18 protein-coding genes and 1 other RNA gene are annotated in these 17,828 nt (G+C 32.1%); 11 read left to right on the top strand and 8 right to left on the bottom strand.

All coding sequences use genetic code 11. The features are described from left to right. Positions 1-229 precede the first annotated feature (229 nt). The 5 genes from N2712_07410 to amrA all read left to right on the top strand — a co-directional run bounded on the left by N2712_07410 (position 230) and on the right by amrA (position 4,512). Positions 230-781 (top strand): 50S ribosomal protein L25, encoded by a 552-nt coding sequence (locus N2712_07410; protein MCX8029802.1) that lies wholly within the window; start codon positions 230-232, stop codon positions 779-781. Between the two features lie 3 nt (positions 782-784). Further along, a complete protein-coding gene (gene pth, locus N2712_07405) occupies positions 785-1,426 on the top strand; it encodes an aminoacyl-tRNA hydrolase (protein ID MCX8029801.1) in 642 nt (213 codons plus the stop codon). Between the two features lies 1 nt (position 1,427). Continuing rightward, entirely contained in the window at positions 1,428-2,267 is an 840-nt protein-coding gene (locus tag N2712_07400) for a prephenate dehydrogenase (GenBank protein ID MCX8029800.1), read from the top strand. Positions 2,268-2,355: 88 nt separating this feature from the next. After that, a complete protein-coding gene (cysS, locus tag N2712_07395; GenBank protein ID MCX8029799.1) occupies positions 2,356-3,765 on the top strand; it encodes a cysteine--tRNA ligase in 1,410 nt (469 codons plus the stop codon). Between the two features lie 204 nt (positions 3,766-3,969). Further along, entirely contained in the window at positions 3,970-4,512 is a 543-nt protein-coding gene (gene amrA / locus N2712_07390; GenBank protein MCX8029798.1) for an AmmeMemoRadiSam system protein A, read from the top strand. On the opposite strand, the gene aroE is transcribed toward amrA, so the two are convergent. Further along, complete coding sequence (gene aroE, locus N2712_07385) at positions 4,487-5,332, bottom strand: shikimate dehydrogenase (protein MCX8029797.1); 846 nt, start codon at positions 5,330-5,332, stop codon at positions 4,487-4,489. The two genes, amrA and aroE, sit on opposite strands and share 26 nt — an antisense overlap. Position 5,333: 1 nt before the next feature. Next, entirely contained in the window at positions 5,334-6,053 is a 720-nt protein-coding gene (locus N2712_07380) for a VIT1/CCC1 transporter family protein (GenBank protein MCX8029796.1), read from the bottom strand. 177 nt (positions 6,054-6,230) lie between these two features. On the opposite strand from N2712_07380, the gene sufC reads away from it, so the two are divergent. From sufC to N2712_07365, 3 genes are all read left to right on the top strand, one after another. Next, entirely contained in the window at positions 6,231-7,010 is a 780-nt protein-coding gene (gene sufC, locus N2712_07375; protein ID MCX8029795.1) for a Fe-S cluster assembly ATPase SufC, read from the top strand. 76 nt (positions 7,011-7,086) lie between these two features. Then, positions 7,087-8,499 (top strand): Fe-S cluster assembly protein SufB, encoded by a 1,413-nt coding sequence (sufB, locus tag N2712_07370; protein ID MCX8029794.1) that lies wholly within the window; start codon positions 7,087-7,089, stop codon positions 8,497-8,499. A 10-nt stretch (positions 8,500-8,509) separates the two neighbouring features. After that, on the top strand, positions 8,510-9,781 hold the full coding sequence (locus N2712_07365; protein MCX8029793.1) for a SufD family Fe-S cluster assembly protein: 1,272 nt from the start codon (positions 8,510-8,512) through the stop codon (positions 9,779-9,781). On the opposite strand, the gene N2712_07360 is transcribed toward N2712_07365, so the two are convergent. The 3 genes from N2712_07360 to rpsB form a co-directional block, all read right to left on the bottom strand. Continuing rightward, complete coding sequence (locus N2712_07360; GenBank protein ID MCX8029792.1) at positions 9,778-10,746, bottom strand: sigma-54 dependent transcriptional regulator; 969 nt, start codon at positions 10,744-10,746, stop codon at positions 9,778-9,780. The two genes, N2712_07365 and N2712_07360, sit on opposite strands and share 4 nt — an antisense overlap. A 167-nt stretch (positions 10,747-10,913) precedes the next feature. Continuing rightward, a complete protein-coding gene (locus tag N2712_07355; protein ID MCX8029791.1) occupies positions 10,914-11,645 on the bottom strand; it encodes a polyphenol oxidase family protein in 732 nt (243 codons plus the stop codon). After that, positions 11,646-12,485, bottom strand: a complete 840-nt coding sequence (gene rpsB / locus N2712_07350) for a 30S ribosomal protein S2 (GenBank protein ID MCX8029790.1) — start codon at positions 12,483-12,485, stop codon at positions 11,646-11,648. A gap of 337 nt (positions 12,486-12,822) precedes the next feature. On the opposite strand from rpsB, the gene N2712_07345 reads away from it, so the two are divergent. Both N2712_07345 and N2712_07340 read left to right on the top strand, forming a co-directional pair. Then, the gene (locus tag N2712_07345; GenBank protein ID MCX8029789.1) at positions 12,823-13,242 is read left to right on the top strand and encodes an NUDIX hydrolase; all 420 of its coding nucleotides are present in this window, start codon (positions 12,823-12,825) and stop codon (positions 13,240-13,242) included. Between the two features lie 4 nt (positions 13,243-13,246). Next, on the top strand, positions 13,247-14,986 hold the full coding sequence (locus N2712_07340) for a DUF5312 family protein (protein ID MCX8029788.1): 1,740 nt from the start codon (positions 13,247-13,249) through the stop codon (positions 14,984-14,986). Between the two features lie 78 nt (positions 14,987-15,064). On the opposite strand, the gene N2712_07335 is transcribed toward N2712_07340, so the two are convergent. Beyond that, positions 15,065-15,943: an MlaD family protein gene (locus tag N2712_07335; GenBank protein MCX8029787.1), complete on the bottom strand. Its 879-nt coding sequence runs from the start codon at positions 15,941-15,943 to the stop codon at positions 15,065-15,067. Between the two features lie 15 nt (positions 15,944-15,958). Then, on the bottom strand, positions 15,959-16,399 hold the full coding sequence (locus N2712_07330; GenBank protein MCX8029786.1) for an archease: 441 nt from the start codon (positions 16,397-16,399) through the stop codon (positions 15,959-15,961). 157 nt (positions 16,400-16,556) lie between these two features. On the opposite strand from N2712_07330, the gene folE2 reads away from it, so the two are divergent. Further along, positions 16,557-17,333, top strand: coding sequence for a GTP cyclohydrolase FolE2 (gene folE2, locus N2712_07325; GenBank protein MCX8029785.1), 777 nt, complete (start codon positions 16,557-16,559; stop codon positions 17,331-17,333). On the opposite strand, the gene ssrA is transcribed toward folE2, so the two are convergent. Further along, positions 17,333-17,672, bottom strand: a transfer-messenger RNA (tmRNA) gene (gene ssrA, locus N2712_07320). The two genes, folE2 and ssrA, sit on opposite strands and share 1 nt — an antisense overlap. Positions 17,673-17,828: the final 156 nt, after the last annotated feature.

Here is a 17,828-nt window from a genome sequence, read left to right as displayed (position 1 = left end):
TACCTGTTAAGGTATTCCACAATTTTCTCCTCCTCTTGTAAAAGAGGAGAGAAAGAAAACAGAGAAGCAAGAGATGTGATATACTAAAAATATCCATTCCCATAACCTTAAACTATCTTATGAAGCATCTCTCAAAAAATTTTAGAACTTATTGCATATAGACTTCTCAGTTTGAAAAAAAGTTAAGTGTTTTTTCATAATTGTTGTTAAAACTATAAAGGAGCATTGTATGGGGCTTGGAATAAAGGGTATTGTAAGAAATAAATTAGGCAAAGAGGATGCGTTGAAAGGTAGATCAAAAGGTCTTATTCCAGGAGTTATATACGGCAAAAATTTAAAAGAAAATCTTCATATATACCTCAATTACCTTGAATTTGAAAAACTCTTACACAAAGTAGGAAGAAATAAACTCTTCGAAATTGAACTAGATGATGGACAGAAATATCAGGTATTCGTAAAAGATCTACAAATACACCCAACGAAAAGAACCATAAATCATGTTGATCTACAAAGCGTAGAAAAAGATGAAGAAGTAGTAGTTAGCGTACCTATCGAATTTGTAGGAACTCCAAAAGGTAGTAGAGCAGGAGGTATATTCAGAAGAGCTCTATGGTCTTTGAAACTCAAAGTTAAATCAACTGAAATACCAGATAGTGTCAAAATAGACGTTTCTAATCTTGACATAGGAGATACACTAGTTATATTTAAAATAAAGGATAAAGTACCATATAGAATAATGAACCATGAAAATACACTAGTAGCAGGTGTATACAAGGGGTAAGATATGGCCAAAAATTATGCCAAACTAATCGTTGGATTAGGCAATATAGGTCCTCAATACACATATACAAGACATAACATAGGTTTCATGGCAATTGACGCTTTGGCTAAGGAATATAATGTCAAGTTCGATATAAAAAAGAAGAAAAGTGCCTTAGGAGTAGCTAAAATAGGAGACAAAAAAGTAGCACTACTAAAACCTCAAACATATATGAACATAAGTGGAGAACCAGTTTTATATACCGCTAGCTTCTTAAAGATACCACCTGAAGACATAATAGTAGTATGCGACGATATATCTCTTCAGGTAGGTAAAATTAGGATAAGAAAAGAAGGATCAAGTGGCGGACATAACGGACTTAAATCTGTAGCATATTATCTCAAAACAGACCTATTCCCAAGAATAAGAATAGGAATAGGTGAACCACCCGACTATATACCCTTAGAAAATTGGGTTCTTTCTAACATAACACTAAAAGAATATCAAATACTAAGCAAAACTCTCAAAGTCTTTAAAAAAGTCATAGAGGTAATCTTATTTGAAGGTATTGACTCTGCTATGAATAAATTCAACGGTCTTGAACCAGAAGATTACGAGGATATATTAGAATCTTCAGATCTGTTCTCCTTCAACTTGGAGGATTAGTTTGTTTAAAAATATCGCTATAGCAGGACTAGGTCTAATAGGTGGAAGCATAGGATCTGCAATAAAAAGTGCTTCACCTAATACAGCTATAATAGGGATTACAAGAAATACGGCAAGAATAAAACAATTACCTCAATCGAAATATTTTGACACAATTACCGATTACCACAACCTAGAAGTAATAAAAAATTCAGACTTGTGCATCATATGCACTAATGTATCTTCAATACCTGATACCTTCAAAATTCTCAAACCACACTTAAATCCAGATACTCTAATCAGCGACGTAGGTAGTGTAAAAAAATGGATAGTAGAAACAATAAATGATAACACATTTATAGGTTCTCATCCTATGGCAGGTAGCGAAAAATCTGGCATCGAAAATTCAGATCCAAATATATTCAAAAATTCTATATGTGTTATAACTCCTTTAAATAATACTCAGGAACAAATAGAGAAAATAACAAATTTCTGGCAATCTATAGGTATGAAAACAATAATATTATCTCCAGACAAACACGACAAAATTGTCTCCGAAACAAGTCATTTTGTACATTTGATAGCATTCTTGATATCATCAACGCTGTCATTCTCTGAGTTTTCCGAAAAATTATTTTATAACATCTTCGGTAAAGGACTCTTAGATACCACAAGAATATCAAAAAGTGACCCTACACTATGGATAGAAATATTCCAAAAAAATTCAGAAAATCTAACTGAAACAATCGAAAGATTCATAAAACTATTAGAAGAAACAAAAAACCATATAACTAATAACAACTGGGATAAATTACAAGAAACACTACAAAAAGCAAAAGAATTCAGAGAAAAGTTAGGATAAATAAGGAATAAATCAATCGACAGAAAGATAACTACTCTATACTTCATAATAAATATATAGATTTTTTAAACTAGGGAGGCATCACAAAATGAACCTTAGATTATACAATACCTTGTCTGAACAAGTTGAAGAATTTATACCAATTGAGAAAAACAGGGTAAAAATGTACTTCTGTGGTCCAACCGTTTATGATTACCCACACATCGGAAATCTTAAAACATTCGTTTTTTCGGATGTACTCAGAAGATATCTAGAATTTCTAGGATATGAGGTAATACTAGTTATGAATCTAACCGACGTCGACGATAAAACAATAAAGGGAGCTATAAGAGAAGGAATATCTCTCAAAGAATATACAGACAGGTACACTAAAATATTTTTTGAAGACATATTAACCTTGAGGATAAAACGAGCAACATACTACCCAAGAGCAACTGAAACAATAGATGAGATTGTAGAATTTATAAAAGAATTAATACAAAAAAAGCATGCTTACAAAACAGAAGATGGAGTGTACTATGATATATCTTCTTTTAAAGAGTACGGCAAACTATCCAAACTAAACAAAAGAAGTATTAAAGCTGGAGCAAGCGGTAGAGTAAATTTAGATGAATACTCAAAAGAAGATATAGTTGATTTTGCTCTTTGGAAAAGTTGGAAAGAAGAAGATGGTAATGTATATTGGGAAACAGAACTCGGTAAAGGAAGACCAGGTTGGCATATTGAATGCTCTGTCATGAGTATGAAATACCTAGGAGAAACATTTGATATACATGGAGGTGGAGTAGACCTTATATTCCCCCACCACGAAAACGAAATAGCACAAAGTGAATCAAAAACAGGTAAAAAATTCGTAAATTACTGGATCCATGTAGAACATCTCATGGTAAATGGCAGAAAAATGTCTAAATCTGAAGGAAACTTCTATACCCTAAGAGATCTCCTTTCAAAAGGATATAATCCAAAAGCTATAAGGCTTGTTTTAATTTCAACTCATTACAGAAAACCTCTAGATTTCACAGAAGAAAAGATAATCCAAGCTCAAAACACTATCAAAGATCTGGAACTTTTCATAGCAAAAATAAAGAAAATCTTAACATCAAACTCTAACATCTCACCCAAAAACGAAAATATAAACGAAATTGAAAAACAAAGAAACTTATTCATTCAAAGTATGAATGATGATATAAACATACCAGAAGCATTAGGACATCTTTTTACACTAATATCTAAATACGAGAACATGGATATCACAACCGTATCAAAAGAAGAAGCAACTAAAATACTTAACTTCATAAATGATGTAAAACAAATACTAGACTTTTTTGATACAAACATAGATGAGATACCAGAAGAAATAAAAAAACTAGCAGAAGAAAGAGAAAATCATAGAAAACTCAAAAACTTCAGCGAGGCAGATAGAATAAGAAACGAAATAACATCAAAAGGATATACAGTAATCGATACCAAAATAGGTACTATAGTAGCAAAAGTCTAAGATTTTGTCAGAAAAAGCTAATTCTAAATAAAAATCTAGAAAACTAAAGTAAACTATGTCTAAACTCAAATAGAATAAAAGAACATATTTTTCATACGGTATAAATTAAACTTTATCAATTCAAAAAACTTTACCAAATCTAAACCTTTTAACCAAAATTTACCATAATTTATAATTACACCCATGTTGTCAAACAAGGACAAAATGGAAATACTCAAACTTGCAAGACTAGCTATTGAAAGCCTATTTGATAAATCCAAAAAGGAAGAGCTAGAAAAACAAAGTAAAATTGTTGATAAATTAGGACTCCAAAATGGAGTATTTGTAACTATTACAAAGAAAGGACATCTAAGAGGCTGTATAGGATATATCCTACCCCTAAGGGAATTTTCAAAACTCGTTATTGATGCTTCAATATCCTCAGCCACAAGAGATCCAAGGTTTGATCCTCTTACAAAAGATGAACTCAAAGATATTGAGATAGAAATTTCAGTACTATCAGAACCGAAGAAAACAAACTCAATATCAGATATAGAAATTGGAAAACATGGACTTATAGTAAGAAGAGGTCCTTACCAGGGATTATTACTTCCTCAAGTAGCGGTAGAACACAAATGGGATAAAATAACATTTCTTCAACAAACTTGTATAAAGGCAGGATTAAGCCCAAACGACTACAAGAAAGAAGACATTGAAATATTCACTTTCACAGCAGAAGTATTCAGCGAAACTGATTTAGAAGATTAACAACAGCATCTTTGAAAGAATAAACAACAGGATTATTAAACCATATATTATCTTGCTCTAGAGCTTGAAACACAAACATATCTATACCATAAACAATTCTACAACCAATCTCTACACCATACTTTACGAGCTTAGTATGTTCTGGAGTATAAACAGTATCAAATATAATATGCCTGCTAGACAAGAGAGAAGTATTAATAGGGGTATCATCAACATTAGGATACATACCCAAAGGAGTACAATTTGACACTATATCAACCTTATCCATAATTTCAGGAAGCCTTTCCAAAACTATACCTTCGATACTTACAAAGTATTTTCTAATACCTTCAACAAATGATTCAACTTTTCCATTGTCTCTACCTGCAACTATAATATGAGAGATACCCATTTCTACAAAAGCCCATGCAACACTCCTAGCAACTCCTCCATTACCAATTATAAGTCCAATCTTATCCTTAAGGTTAAAAACACCTCTAGTCTCAAACGCTTTTATAACTCCCTGAATATCAGTATTATACCCTATCAATCTATTATTAACATTTTTTACAGTATTTACCGCACCTACCCTATAAGCAATCTCATCAACCTCATCCAAAAACTTAATAACCTCAACCTTATGAGGGATAGTTACACTCACTCCTCCGACACCACTATCTTTGACAAATTTAAAAAAGGACTCTAAATCTCTAACTTCAAAAGCAAGATAAACAGCATCAATACCTAATTTCTGAAAAATAAAGTTATGAATTATGGGAGACTTTGAGTGCTTGATAGGATTACCAATAACACAGTATAGATTAGTATAAGAAGTTATCAACTTAACCCCCTATAAGATATCCTATAAGATATCCAGCTATCGCAGATACTATACCTATTATCATAAGTTTTAAAGCACCTTTGAAAGGATTACCAATAGTAAGCTTAGTCTTAACATAACCTATAACCAAAAGCGATAAAGCAGAAATAACTAAACACCCAATCCAAGCATAACTAACCGGCAAAAAAAGAATAGGAATTACTGGTATAAGAGAACCTATAATAGCCGAAGTACCAACCGTAAAAGCAAACTTAAATGGTTTCTCATTTGAAACCTTAGACAATTCAAGCTCATGAGCCATCATTATCTCAACCCATGCATTCTCATTTTTGGATATTATGTCAACAACTACATCAGCTTCTTGATCTGGAATTCCCCATCTCTTGAATATTCTCCTTATTTCCTCTTTCTCAATTTCTGGTATGTTTTTAATATCTTCAAGCTCTTTCCTATGTTCTGAAATGTAATTTTCATACTCTGTTTGTTTGGAAGTATACGCAACTGCAGCCATAGAAATACTTTCAGCAAAAGCAGCAGCCAAAGCTCCTGCAAGTATAATCCTAATATCAGTAGTAGCAGCAGTTATACCTAAAACCACCCCTAATGTATTAACAAGTCCATCCTGCCCACCAAGTACTATCTCAGAAAGAATATTAGAAGAACCCTTAACTCTCTCCTTTACATGATTTTGATATTCAACTTCGTCAACCATGTCTCTCATTATAAATAAAAACTATCCTCATCTCTCAACTCTCCACACAACTAAACTTTCAAAATGTAAATACTGATAAATATAATTAGTTTTATCTAATTTTGTTAGTAGTAAAAAACTAACTCTTGACATTACGTTTTTTTTTGGTAGATTTATACTAAATCCTACTAGTTATGGAGGTATTTTATGAAAGATTTTTTTAAGGTCGAGGACTTAAAGGCGAGTATAGAAGGAACACCTATACTGATGGGTGTTAATCTTGAAATAGGCAAAGGCGAAATACACGCCATAATGGGCCCCAACGGATCAGGAAAAACAACTTTATCCAGCATAATAATGGGGAGTCCTAAGTATGATGTCGACGGGGGAGACATAATTTTTAAAGGAGAGAGCATTATTGATATGCCACCTGATGAAAGAGCAAAAAGAGGAATATTTCTAGCATTCCAATACCCTGAAGAAGTACCTGGAGTAAGTTTCATAAATTTCTTAAGGATTGCATATAATTCAGTCATGTCTTATAGACTCGGTGACAAATTCATCCAACCAAAACCTATGGAATTCAGAAATATTGTAAATAAAAAGATGGAAATACTAGGTATGGAAGATACATTTCTAACAAGATATTTAAACGAAGGATTTTCAGGTGGTGAGAAAAAGAGAGCAGAAATGTTACAGATGCTAATGCTTGAACCAGAATTTGTTATCATGGACGAAACTGATTCTGGGCTTGATATTGATGCTTTAAAACTGGTAGCCAAAACCGTTATGGAATACAGAAGTCCAAACAATGCTTTTATGGTTATAACACACTACTCGAGAGTACTTAAATATATAAAGCCAGATTTTGTACATGTAATGATCGACGGTAAAATCGTTAAAACAGGTGACTACTCATTAGCAGAGCTTATAGAAGAGAAAGGATACGACGAGTTTGTAAGAAAAGAAAATACTATAGCAAAGTAAGTAAATTTTAAATTAAGGGTTAATTTACAACCCTTTTAAAATTGGAGGTTTTATGGCAAGAGAAGAAATAAAGAGTATGAACATAGATCTTTTGAAGTATGACTTCAAAGATCCAGAAAACTATGTATACAAATCACAAAAAGGTATAAATGAAGATATTGTTAGACAGATTTCAAAAATGAAAGGAGAACCAGAATGGATGACAGAATTTAGAATCAAAGCATATAGAATTTTTGAAAATAAACCTATGCCTACTTGGGGAGAACGATGGCTTCTTGATAAAATCGATTTTAATGAGATATACTACTACGTAAGACCAACAGATACTAAAGGTAGAAGCTGGGAAGAAGTACCTGAATATATCAAAAAAACCTTTGATAGACTTGGTATTCCAGAAGCAGAAAGAAAATATCTTGCTGGTGTAACTGCACAGTATGAATCTGAAGTTGTCTATCATAGTGTAAAATCTCAATGGGAAAGTAAAGGTGTAATATTTACAGATATGGACACAGCCGTAAAAGAATATCCTGAAATTGTCAAAAGATACTTTGGTACAGTTGTTCCTCCAAACGATAACAAATTTGCCGCGCTGAATAGCGCTGTCTGGAGTGGTGGTAGCTTCATATATGTACCTAAAGGAGTAAAAGTCGAAATACCATTACAAGCATACTTCAGGATAAACACACAAAATATGGGGCAATTTGAGAGAACACTAATAATAGCAGATGAAGGTTCTAGTATACATTATATTGAAGGATGCACAGCACCTATGTATTCCTCAAATTCATTACACGCAGCAGTGGTCGAAATAATCGCCCTAAAAGGTGCATATGTAAGATACACAACTGTTCAAAACTGGTCTAAAAACATATACAACTTAGTTACCAAAAGAGCATTTGCTTACGAAGATGCAAGGGTAGAATGGGTTGATGGCAATCTAGGTAGCAAACTAACAATGAAATATCCTGCCGTCTATATGTTAGGTAGAGGAGCACAAGCAGAAATACTATCTATCGCACTAGCTGGACCAGGGCAAGTACAGGATGCAGGAGCAAAAGTCGTTCACGCAGCACCATATACAACATCCAAAATTACAAATAAATCTATAAGTTTAGGTGGTGGAAAAACAATATACAGGGGACTTGTAAAAATAATGAAAGGTTCTGTAGGAGCTAAAAACCATACATCTTGTAATGCATTACTTATCGACGAATTATCAAAGTCAGATACTATACCACATATCGACATAAGCGAAGATAAAGTTTCACTAGGGCACGAAGCTACGGCAGGTAGAATAAGCGAAGAACAACTGTTCTACCTTATGAGCAGAGGACTAAGTGAAGATGAAGCAATACTAACGATAGTTAATGGATTTATTGAACCATTTACAAAAGAACTACCACTTGAATATGCTGTAGAACTTAACAGACTCATACAAATGGAACTAGAAGACTCCGTAGATGTCGGAGCAAGAAAAGTAAAATATTAGGAGGTAAAGTATGAACTACACTAATTTTCTGAATTATAACGATAGAATAATGAACGTAGTACAAAAATCTAGAAACGATCTAGAATCTTGGGGCAATACCAAATTACCTATAATCGCAAAATCAAACCCTAAATATAACATTGATTTTTCAAATAGAATACCAAATGATACCCAGCTATACTTTACCAAAATAAGCTTTGAAATAGTTTTTGATCCAATAGTAGATGTAACAATTGAATTAGACAAAACACCAACTGCAAAAGCAAGAGTAGGAGAAGAAATAGTGAAAAAGGGATTCTTTGTCAAAGACCTATACTTAAGCTTAGCTGGAGAGGATAACTTTACATATCAAAACTTCTTAAGCATACTATCACCTGAAGATTCTATATTTGTATCTTACGGTATTTCTTTTATCAAAAGTGGTTTACTAATTTACATCCCAGAGGATACTGAGACATCTGTAAAAATAACAAAAAAAGTAAAAAATACAATGCTAGGTTCTTTCTACAGTATGATATTCTTAGGCAACAATAGTAATGTAAAAATTTACGAAGACATTGTATCTGAAACGGATGACAGTAACTTCATATTCGAGATCTCAGAAATATTTGTAGGGAATAACACAAACTTATGGTACAATATAATACAAAACATTAATACAAAATCTGAATACTTTTCTACCAGAAAGGTTAAAACAAACGGCTCAAGTAATATAGAATTCAATGATGTATCTCTAGGTGCTTCTTATGAAAGGATAGATGACAGAGTTTATATTGAAGGACAGAATATTGAATTAAAATATACAGGTATCTACTTTACAAATGGTTCTCAGAAATATGATATTCTAGTAACCGCAAGACATAGAGGATTACACCAAGGAGCAGATATAATAGTAAAAGGAGTACTTGATGATAAATCAAAAGTATACTTCAACGGAACATTAAAGGTAGAAGAAAAACTTAAATCTATAAACTCCTACCTTGGAGGTCACTCTCTACATCTATCATCTGAGTGTAAATCAGACAGTATTCCATCTCTCGAAATAGATTCATACGACGTTAAGTCTGGACATGCTGCATCACTTACTCAACTTGATGAAGAAAAACTTTTCTACATGATGTCAAGAGGTCTCTCGGAATACGAGGCTAAAAAAGCAATAGTCCAAGGATTTATAGAAGGAGCTGTAAGAAGAATTACAGATAAGGAATTTGGATTAAAAGTAAAAAAGTATCTCAAAGAAAAAGGACTAGATGTAGTTGATGTAGAATTAGAAGTATACTAATTCCCCCTAAGAGATATATTATACTTCCTTATTTTTCTCGCAAGGGTATTGCGGTGCATACCCAATATCCTTGCTGTTCTTGTTACATTAAACCTATTTTTTATCAACGCTGATATTATTATATCTCTTTCGTTCTTTTGTATCTCACTCTGGTGAACATACTCTATTACATAGTCATGAATAGAATCTAACGATATTACACCATCCTCAGACAAAACAACTGCTCTTTCAACGAAATTTGAAAGTTCCCTAACGTTTCCAGGAAAAGGATAATTCATAAGAAATTCTAGATAATCATGATCTACTCTAACAATCTCTTTGTTATTTTTCTTTGAATACATATCTAGGAAATGATAAAAAAGAGGTAATATATCTTCTCTCCTTTCTCTCAATGGTGGTATGTGTATTGATACAACATTTATTCTGAAAAATAAATCCTCCCTAAAGTTTTTCTTTTTAACTTCTTCTAAAAGATTTTTGTTAGTAGCAGATATAAGCCTAATATCAACAGGTACATAATCAAGACCACCTACTCTTATAATCTTTTTTTCCTCTATAGCTCTTAATATTTTTGCTTGTACCGACAAAGATATTTCACCTATCTCATCTAAAAACAAAGTTCCCTTATTAGCAACTTCAAACAAACCTATTTTTCTCCTATTTGCTCCCGTAAAGGCTCCCCTCTCATAACCAAACAGTTCGCTCTCAAGTAACGCCTCAGGAATAGCAGCACAGTTTAACCTCACAAAAGGATAATTTTTCCGACTACTCAACTTATGTATTGACTCAGCAAATAGTTCTTTACCTACCCCCGTTTCTCCTGTTATAAGCACTGAAGAATCACTCTTTGCAATATTAACCGCTTTCTTGAAGACATCAAATATAACCTTTGATTCCCCTATTATACCCAAAGATAACATAATCTCTTTAAGAGAATCACTGTCAAATCCAAAGCCATTTTTCATAACTTCAACTCCCAACAACATTTAAAATATAAACATTCCAAATTCTCACTTACAACAGATATAACCTAAAGCTAAAAAATCTTAATACCAGTCAATCTAAAAATCTATTAATAATACCTTACATAAAAACAAAATTGAATTAATAAAACAAACTTAAAAATAGAAATTTACCGAGATAAATATATAAACGACTCAATTCTATCTTCAGTCCTGGTAGCTCTATAAGAAGGTAAGATATTCGAGTAACAGCTTGTACACAGAGGTGAATAATATATATTTTTTTCTAAAGCACCAAGATCCAAAAGCTCACTCAATATAAACCTTGGTATATCAAAATACACTTTATCATTCTTAACAAGACAAAAACGCTCAGCCCATTCGAGAAATTCTTTTCCAACCTCGTAACAACAAGAATGTATACAAGGCAAAATAAAAAATATAGACTTAGTAACATCAAAATTAAACTTATCTTTCGCAATCGAAATAGTTTTTGATATTATTTTATCTTTAAGTCCCCGCCAACCACAGTGTATTCCACCACATAAACCATCACCATAAAACATCAAAGGAGCACAATCTGCACTTCTTATCGTTATTCTTATACCCATATCCACTGTGATGGCAGAATCTGCTTCAAAATACTTTGACAAACTATAGTCAAAATTGTAAAAACTACCTTTGTATTCTATCTTACCATTTTGAATTACCAAAATATCACTACCATGAACCTGTTTGAGTAAAAACAAATTTTCGTTACCATCATCCAAGGCCTTAGCAGAAATAACATTAGACATTTCAAAATTTACAAGGTTAAATTCATCAACTACTTTTTCATCATTCAATTTGGGGACACACATCCCCAATCCAAAATCATCAAATTCGTAGTATATCAACATCATTTAGGATTCTCTATCTTCTAGGCTTTCAACTTCCTCTGTTATCTCCTCAGAAACATACAAAGATTCTTTTTCCTCAACTTCTTCCTTTTCTTCAACTTCTCGTTTCATAGCATAATTTTCACCTTCTAGTATAGCACTTTTTATAACCTCTGTTATAACTTGTATAGATCTAACAGCATCATCATTTGCCGGTATAGGATAATCAACAAGTGTTGGATCGGCATTAGTATCAACTATTGCTATTATTGGAATACCTAATTTTCTAGCTTCATTAACTGCTATTTCTTCTTTAGGGACATCAACTATGTAAACAACATCAGGTAAAGATTTCATATCTCTTATACCTTCCAATCTATCCAAAAGTTTTTTCTTCAACTTCATCAACTTGCTTATCTCACTCTTTGGAAGCTGGTTTATACTCCCATCAACTTCCATTTTTTCTATTCTCATAAGATTCTGAACGGCTTTCCTAATAGATTGGAAATTTGTAAGTGTTCCAGGTATCCATTTTTTGTTAACATAAAACTGTCCACAAGCAAGTGCTTCTTGTTTTATCACATCCTGTGCTTGTTTTCTTGTACCTATGAACAAAAACCTTGCCCCTTTTTGAGCAGCTTCTTTTGCAAAATTGTATGCTTCTCTAAGTTTTTCAAGTGTTTTCTGTAGGTTTATTATATGGACATTACCTTTAGTAGCAAAAATGTAATCTTTCATCTTAGGATTCCATTTGCTTGTTTGATGACCAAAATGTGCTCCAGCCTCAAGAAGAACATTTATATTAACCTTTTCTGAAGAAAACGGCTGTATCTCTATCTGACTCTCCTGAATTATTTCAGACATATCTTCCTCCAAATTTAAAAGTCAATTTATTATAAATAACAAAGGTATAATAATTCAAATACTCAACTATTGAAGTCTGATCAATAGTCTCGTAGTTTTTTGTCAAAGAGTATTCTGAATATCTTGTATTCACAACTCATCTCTGTCTAAAAGAAAGTCAAGTAGAAAATTTTTGATAAAGTGATCTATGTTTCTGCTTGTTATATTTCCTCGCTTTTGCTTTTATTTTACAAGGCAAGATAAAGTTTTTTTCTCATTAATTTACACAAAACTCTACTACAAACTTTAGAAAACTAGATATTGAAATAGAAAAATTTGCGAATTTATAATGAAAATCATGATAAGGATAAGAGTTCAAGGGCTAATCTTTAATCAAAAATGGGAATTATTACTAGTAAAACATTCAAAAAATGGAAAAGAATACTATGTCTTACCTGGAGGCGGCGTTGAGTATAGAGAAGAATTAGAAAAAGCACTTACCAGAGAGCTAAAAGAAGAACTAAACATCCAAGATGTATTTTCATTAAAATTTATTGACATAAGAGAGTTTATAGATCCAGACAGTAATAGACACATACTAGACTTATATTACTATGTTAACGCAAAACTAGATGATATCAAAGTTATGGAAAACGACCAAATAATAACCGGTTTTGGGTTTTTCCCTATCAGAGAATTAGACAAAATACAAGTATATCCATCAGCAGATTATATAAAAAACTTAGTTGAAAAATCTTTAGGGAAGCTATTAGCTTAGTACTATGACAAAAAGTAAGAGATTAGAAGAAGAAATAGTTAGCATGACATCAAAAGAAAGAGAAGAATTGAGAAAAAAAATGCAAACTTCAATCAAGAATTTAAAAACTTCAAATGAAGACTCAAGTAGTACTAGAGAACATACTACAAAACAAGATGTATACCTTTCAGCATGGGATAAGATCATAATGTTTTTATTATCATTGTTTGGTATAATGTCATACGAAGGCTACATAAGAAGAAAAAGAATCAACACGATAAAAGACAGTTTATCGAGAACTTCATATGATATAATAAACGTTAGAACAAATGAACTACTACCTCAGTTTGGTAAATACATTTATGAGATATACTCAACATTAAATGCCATAGGTGAAATTCTCAACATGACCGTATTTAATCCTAACGTATGGGACAATACATCAAATCCTGAATTCAAAACATGCTCTGAATTTCTATTTGAATTCATAACTAACACTAGATCACTATTCGGAATAAGTGATGTTAAAGAACTAATATCGGAATACAGATCTCTTAAGAAAATCTTCGACAGAATAGAAGTTGAAGTAGAAAATAACCTATCATCTATTGATTTATCACACATAAATAGAGCAAATAGGATATATAGTAGATTATTTGTTTTTAGGGAAATAATAAAAGAAGTCGATTTCAGAAGGATAATAAAGTACTTTATAGAAGGTAGAGGAAAAATCTCAAAAAAGGTGTTACCTGATAAATGGTTAGCAGAAGAAATAGAAAAGTTATGTAATATTCTTTCCGAAACTGATATTACCCCTATGATAATTGACATAATAATGGCTCTAAAAAAATATATTGAAAACATCATAGATAAGAGCTCCGAGGATTATAAGAAATATACACAATTGTCTTCCATACTAACACCTGAAAACCTTAATAATACGTATAGCATTATAGAAAAATTAAACTTACCCAATATAATATGTGTAATTAAGGATGACCCAGATTACATACCGTTATACCTAATTCCTGAATACTCGTTAGTAAACGTATATAAAGATGTTACAATATCAAAAAGTAAAAACCTCGCTTCGAAAATAATAAGAGACATAATAAATGACAAAACACTCTTATTCTACACAAGTATAGGAAAAGAAAGAAGCGTTATCAAACAAAACTTAACAACCATATATACAGAAGAAAACAATGATATTCTAGTACAACACAACCTAAACTACTTTTCATACGCAACAGCATTTGAAATTATATACGCTTTTCACTACTACCACTGGCGTATATCCTTTAAAGAAGGAATAAATGATATAATAGTAAATGGAATATTCAAAGAGAAATACTTCAAAACAACCCTATCAATGATATTCCAATCTATAGAAGAAAGCGAAAAAGATATATCCAACTTCATAAAACAAACATCCTACGGTGGTGAACATTATAATGCAATAATAAACTATCTAGAAAAACCTTCATCACTAAAATCAGAACAATCAAAGAAACTACTACAGCAAAGGATATCAGCAATAAACAACTTAGCAGGAAGTATAGTAATAAAATACAATGATAATCTATCTCAACTAGTTAAATTTTTAAAACTAGTATTAAATGACCATTCATCATTAAAACCAGAATACATACTAAACATAAAAACCATAAAAGGTATATACAATAAATCATTAATTGAATTGATAAAAAAATCTGTTGAGATATTAGATAGCATGATAGACATAATATCTTACTACTCTAACTAACTTAGCCTTTAGTAAAAACAAACAGACAACAAATACAAACAACTATCTTATAAAGAATTAATTGAATATCACCAAAATTTACTTAAATATGTTTATCAAAGTTGAAGGATTATCTGATATTTTCTTCGAAAACATCTCAAGGTTTCTTATAGTCCTTCTCAAACTTTTTGCAACTTCCTCATCCGTAAGTACCCCTATAACAGTATTAGTGTTAGTAATAACCTTTGTTATCTGATTTATAGAATCATTAAGGTTATCTATTGTTTTATTTAGTTTAGAAATATCAACTTTATTCAGATTATTACCAACCTGATTAAGGTAGTTAATCAGTTGGACAATTTCTTGAGTAGTTCTCTTCAATTGGTCAGAAAACTCAGATACATTTTTGATGCTAGTGGAAATTTGTTCTCTATTGTTGTAAACTTCTCGTATTATACCTTCCAGGTACGCTACTATCAAAACTATCTTATCTATGCTTCCAGGTAAGTCTGGTGTTGATTCTATTTTACCAACTATCTTCTTTATAAACTCAAAAACATCAGATATAGCCTCATTGATCGATACTTCCTCAGAGCCTTTCACTACATCTCCATCCTTCAGAAAAGGTTCAACACCTGTATAGTTCATTATGTCCACATACTTTTCTCCAACCAATGACGTTGATTTAATCACAAACAAAGCATCTCTATTTATCTTATATCTACTTTCTATGAATAGAGTAAGTACAATACCTCCTCCATCAGGGTTTTCACTAACATTTTCAACTCTACCAACTTTGATACCACCGGCAAGTTTGACACTAGCACCTAACGGGATATTAGCACCATAAGATAGTTCAACATAAATCCTGTATCCCTGCGCTAAAAATGGCAAGGTATTAGTTAAATACAAACCAAGTACTATCAGTAACAATCCTAAAACTACAACTATTCCTATTTTAAACTCATAGTGTTTCATAAACTACTAAATCTCCTATACATCAACAACACATCTACAAATATAATAATCTCTCTCCTTAAAAACTGCAAGTTGACTATAAGTTACTCCTTTAACATCAGTAAGAACAACATGACTATTTACATCAATTCTATCACCTAAAGCTTCAAATTCCAAAATGATATTCTCATTATCCAAATTATGGATTTTAACATTGATATCCTTGAAAACAAATTTCTCTACGTCTTTTATGTAGACAAGGTAACTTAAGAATTCAAACAAAAGCTCTTCATATCCTCTACTGGATCTAACTACACTTCCTACTACAATCTTTCCAACTATCGAATTTATATCAACAATAACACTCTGTAAAGCAATAGCAATAGCTTCAAATGCACTCTCAATGGTTGACCCCTTACCTTCTATTATAAAATCCGATGTATGATCCTTAACATACCAATATCTCTCCTTACCCATAGCGTAAACCCCTCAATTCAGTTTTAACCCAAATCTACTCTAATTTTCAAGAAACCAATCACTTCAACTACGATAGTAAAGTTTTAAAAAAACTTCTTACCCTATTTTTAAATTCGGTTTGGTATTTTTTATACTTCTTTATCCAACTGGAGGAATTATGAAACCATTAAAAGATGTACAATCTGAGAAAGATATAAGAGGAAAAGATATAGACAAAGTAGGAATAAGAGGATTAAAATATCCAATATCACTGTTAGACAAAAACAACAAAGTCCAACACACAATAGCAGATATAGACATGTATGTGTTTTTACCCAGAGATTACAGAGGAACACATATGAGTAGATTTATAGAAGTAATAAATGATTACAGAAGGGAAATATCAATTGAAAAGATAGAACCTATACTAAGAGATCTAAAACTAAAACTACACTCAAGGAAAGCAGAAATATCTCTAAGATTTCCATACTTTATAGAAAAGTTATCACCCATATCTAGAAACTATGGAATGAACTATTATGAGATTACATTTGACGCAACATGTGATGAAAAGTACGATTTTGTTCTTACAGTTTCTGCCACAGGTATGTCTTTGTGTCCATGCTCCAAAGAAATAAGTAAAAACAATGCACATAACCAAAGAGTTTCAGTTTCTGTATCTGTCAGGATGTCTAAAATCGTATGGATAGAAGAGATAGTAGATGTAATAGAGGGCAATGTATCATCACCTGTCTATGTATTACTTAAGAGAGAGGATGAGAAATTTGTAACCGAACAATCCTATGAAAATCCCAAGTTTGTCGAAGATATAGTAAGGGATATATCAATTGAATTAGATAAGAATAGCAAAATAACATGGTATAGTATTGAGGCTGAAAGTTACGAAAGCATACATCCATTCAACGCATACGCATACATAGAAAAGCAGATTTAGTGTGGAGGCGAGGGGAATTGAACCCCTGTCCGAGGGTTATCACAACTAAAGGTTTGTACATGCTTAGCCTATCTTTTTACTTCGGATATACTCAAGGGATAGGCACCTCTTGTATATCCTACACCTCTTAGTGTTCAGGTGCCTCTAGAGGTATCAAAGCACCCTAGCCTTCCTAACCGACCCCAATCTACCTAGAAAGGCAGTCAGTAGATTGGAGCTCGCAGACATTATGCTGCGAGAGCGAGATTTTCTTCGGCACTTATATTCAAAAACCCTTAACGCGGGTAACGGCATGACCTTTAGCAGCGACCTAACCCCCGTCGAGCCCAAATCGCCCCCTAAAGGACAATAAATAATATAACACAAAATCTCTTAAATTTCAACTAAAACTTATTATCGAACTTGATAAACTTAGCTAAATTTTTCTGGAAACCCCCCACCTTTTTTGAGTGTCTGAAAAATTTTTGCGTCCAGTTAGATTAGTATAATTATATT

This window comes from Brevinematales bacterium (assembly GCA_026415355.1).
Lineage (GTDB): Bacteria > Spirochaetota > Brevinematia > DTOW01 > DTOW01 > SKYB106.
This window is presented reverse-complemented; position numbering and strand designations above follow the sequence as displayed.